The 5,173-nt window shown below is 47.9% G+C and carries 7 protein-coding genes; all 7 read left to right on the top strand.

Going from position 1 to position 5,173, the window contains the following annotated elements:
• The coding region (locus HA494_06255; protein ID NHV97372.1) for a glutamate--tRNA ligase at positions 1 to 279 on the top strand (279 nt) is incomplete at its 5' end.
• Positions 266 to 1,531: an alkaline phosphatase family protein gene (locus tag HA494_06250; GenBank protein NHV97371.1), complete on the top strand. Its 1,266-nt coding sequence runs from the start codon at positions 266 to 268 to the stop codon at positions 1,529 to 1,531. The genes HA494_06255 and HA494_06250, both read left to right, overlap by 14 nt.
• A gap of 100 nt (positions 1,532 to 1,631) precedes the next feature.
• Positions 1,632 to 2,006, top strand: coding sequence for a 50S ribosomal protein L7ae (locus HA494_06245; GenBank protein ID NHV97370.1), 375 nt, complete (start codon positions 1,632 to 1,634; stop codon positions 2,004 to 2,006).
• 14 nt (positions 2,007 to 2,020) lie between these two features.
• On the top strand, positions 2,021 to 2,236 hold the full coding sequence (locus HA494_06240) for a 30S ribosomal protein S28e (GenBank protein ID NHV97369.1): 216 nt from the start codon (positions 2,021 to 2,023) through the stop codon (positions 2,234 to 2,236).
• A 16-nt stretch (positions 2,237 to 2,252) separates the two neighbouring features.
• On the top strand, positions 2,253 to 2,444 hold the full coding sequence (locus HA494_06235) for a 50S ribosomal protein L24e (GenBank protein ID NHV97368.1): 192 nt from the start codon (positions 2,253 to 2,255) through the stop codon (positions 2,442 to 2,444).
• Positions 2,441 to 2,842 (top strand): nucleoside-diphosphate kinase, encoded by a 402-nt coding sequence (gene ndk / locus HA494_06230; protein ID NHV97367.1) that lies wholly within the window; start codon positions 2,441 to 2,443, stop codon positions 2,840 to 2,842. The genes HA494_06235 and ndk overlap by 4 nt, the downstream gene beginning before the upstream one ends.
• Positions 2,843 to 2,912: 70 nt before the next feature.
• Positions 2,913 to 4,703 (top strand): translation initiation factor IF-2, encoded by a 1,791-nt coding sequence (gene infB, locus HA494_06225; protein NHV97366.1) that lies wholly within the window; start codon positions 2,913 to 2,915, stop codon positions 4,701 to 4,703.
• Positions 4,704 to 5,173: the final 470 nt, after the last annotated feature.

The raw sequence follows: 5,173 nt of genomic DNA, 5'->3' as shown, positions 1-5,173 counted from the left end.
GTTGGTGAAGACCAGATCACAGCAACCTACACCAGCCAAGAACTCAAGGAAGGAATACCTAAATTTCAGTGGGTGACAGAAGATAACGTACCATATAGGGTGCTGATTCCTGATGTGCTCTTCAAAGACGGCGAGTTCAACCGTGAGAGTCTGAAGGAGGTTAGGGGGCTGGCTGAAGCGGAAGCTGCTAACCTGAAACTTGGCGAGATTATTCAGTTTGTTAGATTCGGGTTCTGTAGGGTAGATGGCGAGGGTGTTGCGATCTTTGCCCACAAGTGAGGAAATAGAGCGTAGATTGCTGGAGAGGCGTTTAAACGAGTGGATGATCAAACCAGATTATGAAGGGTACAGTCTGGCAAACCTCGTCTCAAACGTGCTTAGATGCTTTGGCTACAAATCTTTAAGGCACATGCCTATTCCTGAAGCGTCTCTAGACGAATGTTTGGATGGTGTTGAGAATCTCATACTCCTGCTCATAGACGGTTTATCTTATTATCAAGCTAAAGGATTCGTTGCCAAATATCTAAAGAGTTTCAACCCACTGCTCATACCGCTAACCTCAACATTCCCCTCCACCACAACAACCGCATTAACCACCCTAAATACTGGGCTAACACCAATAGAGCACGGTATAATAGGGTACACGATGCATCTGAAGGAGATAGGTGTAGTTCTAAGCTTAACAAACTTCGCCCCCTCAGCCGCTCCTGAAAGCACTAGTCTGCTGCAAGCCGGTCTAGACCCTTCATCCTTCCTAAATGCAGAAAGTGTACACACAAAAGTGAAGCGAAGCGCAGCTCGCCCCATCATAATGACAAGAAGGCTTTACCGCGAAAGCCCCTTCACAACCATGCTCGGCTCAGAGGCAGAAATAGAGACCTATGTAAACGCCTCTGATCTCTTCATAAGGCTCCGCAAAATAGTCGAGCAATCTAAAGATCGGCTCTTCGTCTTCCCTTATTGGGACGGGTTTGACATATCTGCGCACATCTACGGCCCAGAGAGTGAGGAGGCTGAAGCGGAGCTCGAAACCTTCTTTTCGTCGCTTAAGAGTAATCTGATAGATAAGATGTGCCCTAGTGCAGCGAAGAAGACTGCTATGCTCGCTTTAAGCGATCACGGTCAAGTCACTTTAGCGGCGGATGAAGTGTTGATGGTATCTGATCACCCAACCCTTCTGAACGCCTTACATATACCCCCAACAGGGGATTCTAGGGCTGCTTGCCTCTACATCAAACCGGACATGAGGGAAGAAATCTTCCGTTACGTAGAGCAACACTTAGCCAATCTGTTTGTTATATATGATGTTAGAACATTGATTAATGAAGGGATATTTGGTTTAGGCGAGGCTAAACCAAACCTATTTGATCGCACAGGAGACCTGATACTGCTACCTAAAAGAAGCGGTGCAGTAGCATACAACTACAGACCGAAATCCAGAGGGTTTGAGTTAAAGGGTGGACACGGTGGTCTCCACCCAAGGGAGGTTATTGTGCCGCTTTTCTGCCTAAACCTAGGTAAGGTTGGGTGAGGACATGTTTATTAGTGAGTGTTTAAGAGCGGGTATGGGGGAGCTTAAGATGATCCCAAAGACAACAGCTGAAGGCTGAAGCGATAAGAGGTGATTTAAGATGACCGGTAAACCATATTATGTTAAATTCGATGTGCCAAAGGAGCTGGCTGATGCAGCGTACGAAGCGGTACGTCAAGCGAGGCAGAGTGGTAAGGTTAAGAAGGGCACAAACGAGACGACAAAGGCGGTGGAGCGCGGCATAGCTAAACTTGTGGTCATGGCTGAAGATGTTGAACCTCCTGAAGTAGTTGCGCATCTACCGATCTTATGTGAAGAAAGAAAGATACCGTACATTTACGTCCCTAGTAAAGCACAGCTAGGCTCAGCGTTAGGGTTAGATGTTGCAGCAGCCTCAGCAGCAATCATCGAGCCTAGCGAGGCGCAGACGCTAGTAGAGCAGATTATTAATGAGGTTGCCAAGCTTAAGAAGTAGCAGGTGATTCGGGTATGAGCAAAGCCGCTGAAGAGAAACTTACACCGGCTGAAGTCATACAGATCGTTGGGAGGACTGGTGTGGCTGGCGAGATAACGCAGGTACGTGTCCGCATATTAGAGGGTAAAGACAAGGGGCGCATACTTACCCGCAACGTCAAGGGTCCTGTAAGGTTGCAAGACATACTCATGCTCAGGGAAACTGAGAGAGAGGCTAGGAAGATCAAGTAAGGGTGTAAAGAGAGGTATGCTGTCGGGAAAGATGTGCAGTTTCTGTGGCAGAGAAGTGAAGCTAGGCTACGGCATAATGCTTGTGCGAAACGACGGCTCCATAGAATACTTTTGCTCCTCTAAGTGTAGAAAGAATGCGCTTAACCTCAAGAGGGATCCTAGAAAGTTCAAATGGACAGCGCATCACCGAAAGGGCGAGAAGATTTGAGCGAACGCACTTTAATAGTGGTAAAACCTGATGCTGTGCGCAGAGGTCTGGTGGGTAAGATACTTTCTAGATTTGAGGAGAAGGGGTTCAAGATCGTAGATCTAAAGATGTTCACCTTCACAAGGGAGCAGGCTGAGAGGTTCTATGAGCCTCATGTGGGTAAACCTTTTTTTACAGAGTTGGTGAACTTCATAACATCTGGTCCTGTAGTAGCAGCCATATTGGAGGCGCCTAACGCGGTCAGTGTAGTGAGGTTAATGATAGGCCCAACAAGATCCCCGGAAGCCCCTCCGGGCACAATACGTGGAGACTTCGGATTAGGGGTTACTGAAAACGTGATACACGCCTCCGATTCTCCTGAGAGCTTTCAGAGGGAGACTGCCATAGTCTTCGGCTAAAAAGAATCTGCTTAAATTATAGTCTCTACTAAACGTTGGTGGATGGCTCTGAGGCTAGGGGGAGGCATAGTTGGCTACATCGCAGTGGGTAAGGCAGCCTGTCGTTGTGGTACTAGGGCATGTGGATTCTGGCAAGACCTCCCTATTGGACAAGATTCGTGGTACGGCTGTTCAAGCGCGTGAAGCTGGCGGGATGACTCAGCATATAGGTGCGAGCTTCTTTCCAACAGAGACGCTTATCCACATCTGCGGTCCTCTGCTTCAAAGGGTTGGTGGCTCTATTAGGGTCCCTGGGCTTCTGGTGATCGACACCCCTGGGCATGAGGCGTTCAGCAACCTTAGGAGTAGAGGCGGTTCTGCTGCTGACATAGCCATACTTGTTGTTGATATTACTAGAGGGTTTGAGGCGCAGACATATGAGAGTGTTGAGATATTGTCACGCAGGCGTGTACCGTTTGTGGTTGCGTTAAACAAGATCGATAGGCTTACAGGATGGAGACCTGCTTCAACACCCTACTTAACAGAGTCTTTGAAGAAGCAGGATAAGGCTGTTCTAGAAGAGCTTGATGCTAGGATCTACGGGGTGGTTGGTAGCCTATCTCGCTTAGGGTTTAGAAGCGAAGCATACTATCGGGTTAAGGATTTCTCGAGGGAAGTGGCGATAGTCCCAGTAAGTGCTAAAACTGGTGAGGGGATTCCCGAGCTGATTATGGTGCTTATAGGTTTGACTCAGCATTATCTTGCGAAGAGGCTCACTACATCAGAGGAGCAGACTAGGGGGATAGTGCTGGAGCTGAGGGAGGAGGTTGGCTTAGGTCTAACAGCTAACTTGATTCTGCTCGATGGTGTGCTTAAGGTTGGGGATACGGTTGCTATGGTGAAGAGGGATGGTGCCTTTAAGACCAAGGTAAGAGGGCTCTTTCTCCCTAAGCCCCTTGATGAGATGCGTGATCCGAGGGATCGATTCACACCTGTTGATGAAGTTCGCGCTGCTGCTGGTGTGAAGATCGTTGCCCAAGAGCTTGAGGGGGTGTTAGCTGGTTCTCCTTTGGTAGGTTTGGTTTCTGAAGATAGGTGGGAAGAGGTTAAGAAGGCTATCGAAAGCGAGGTCTCAAAGGTCTTCATAAAGACCGACACGTTAGGTGTGATCGTTAAGGCCGATACTTTAGGCTCTTTGGAGGCTATAACTGATATGCTGAAGAAGCAAGGAGTGCCTATTCGGATTGCTGATGTAGGTGCTGTTACGAGGCGTGAGGTGATCGAGGCTTCTATGGTTGCTAAAGAGGACCCCTACCTAGGCGTAATCCTAGGTTTTAATGTGAAGATTCTACCAGACGCTCAAGAAGCTATCGATTCGGAGAAGGTAAAGGTGTTCAACGAGTCGATCATCTATAACCTAATAGAGGGTTATACGAGGTGGGTTCATGAGGAGAAGGAGAAGGCTGCTGCCAGAGAATTCAATTCTCTAACACCCATCTGCAAGTTTAAGGTGCTGGAAGGCTATATCTTTAGAAGAAGTAACCCCGCAATCTTTGGAGTTGAGGTGCTCGTGGGTAAACTGAGGCAGAAAATTCAGATCATGAATAGTGACGGTAAGGTTGTTGGCACGATCCATCAAATACAGGATAAAGGTAAACCGTTGGATGAAGCTCCAAAGGGTGCGCAGGTAGCGGTATCGATGGTGGAGCCTATGGTTGGTAGGCATATCTTTGAGAAGGAGGTTCTCTACTCCCTACCTAAGGAGGCTGAGGTGAGGACGCTAAGGGAAAAGTATCTTGATAGGTTGAGCCCTGAGGAGCAGCAGGTTCTTGATGAAATTATTCAGATAAGGAAGAAGGTGCAGCCCACCTACCCCTACTAAAGTCACTGGCAAAGACTCCACTACTATCTTTGAAGATGTATAGTGATGACTGTGACTCTATTTCATTTGCGTTCCACAAACTTATCTACTGAAAGACCGAATAGTTTTAACGCTCTAAAGGTATCGAAGGCTTAAGGTTATATCCGCAAGAGGGGCAATGGTAGGAAGTTCGGTCTTCAGCCCCCAACCTTACCGCAGTTTGGGCAGAAAAGCACCCTTACTCCTATAAACATCTTCTACGGAACTCCGTATATTGATCTTTGGTGCTCCGGTTGCCTACCTTAACAGCATACACTCGCAATCCCGCCTCTATCTATTTACTGTCTGACTTTCTGCTAGGGGAAGGTGCCGCCTGGGTTGGGGTTCGGTGATGCGAAACCGTCTGAACCATAGATGGCAAGCACAGCGTTGAGGTCGAGGTCTGATGGAAGAATTTTTACGTTATTGCTTCCAGTAAAGTCGAAGGTAGG

This window comes from Nitrososphaerota archaeon (assembly GCA_011605775.1).
Lineage (GTDB): Archaea > Thermoproteota > Nitrososphaeria > Nitrososphaerales > JAAOZN01 > JAAOZN01.
The sequence above is the reverse complement of the archived record's forward strand: the minus strand, read 5'-3'. Positions and strand labels throughout refer to the sequence as shown.

Bases quoted from the DNA above. Each gene is read 5' to 3' on its own strand.
- HA494_06235 (NHV97368.1), top strand. From the start codon at position 2,253: ATGCTGTCGGGAAAGATGTGCAGTTTCTGTGGCAGAGAAGTGAAGCTA.
- HA494_06240 (NHV97369.1), top strand. From the start codon at position 2,021: ATGAGCAAAGCCGCTGAAGAGAAACTTACACCGGCTGAAGTCATACAG.
- HA494_06245 (NHV97370.1), top strand. From the start codon at position 1,632: ATGACCGGTAAACCATATTATGTTAAATTCGATGTGCCAAAGGAGCTG.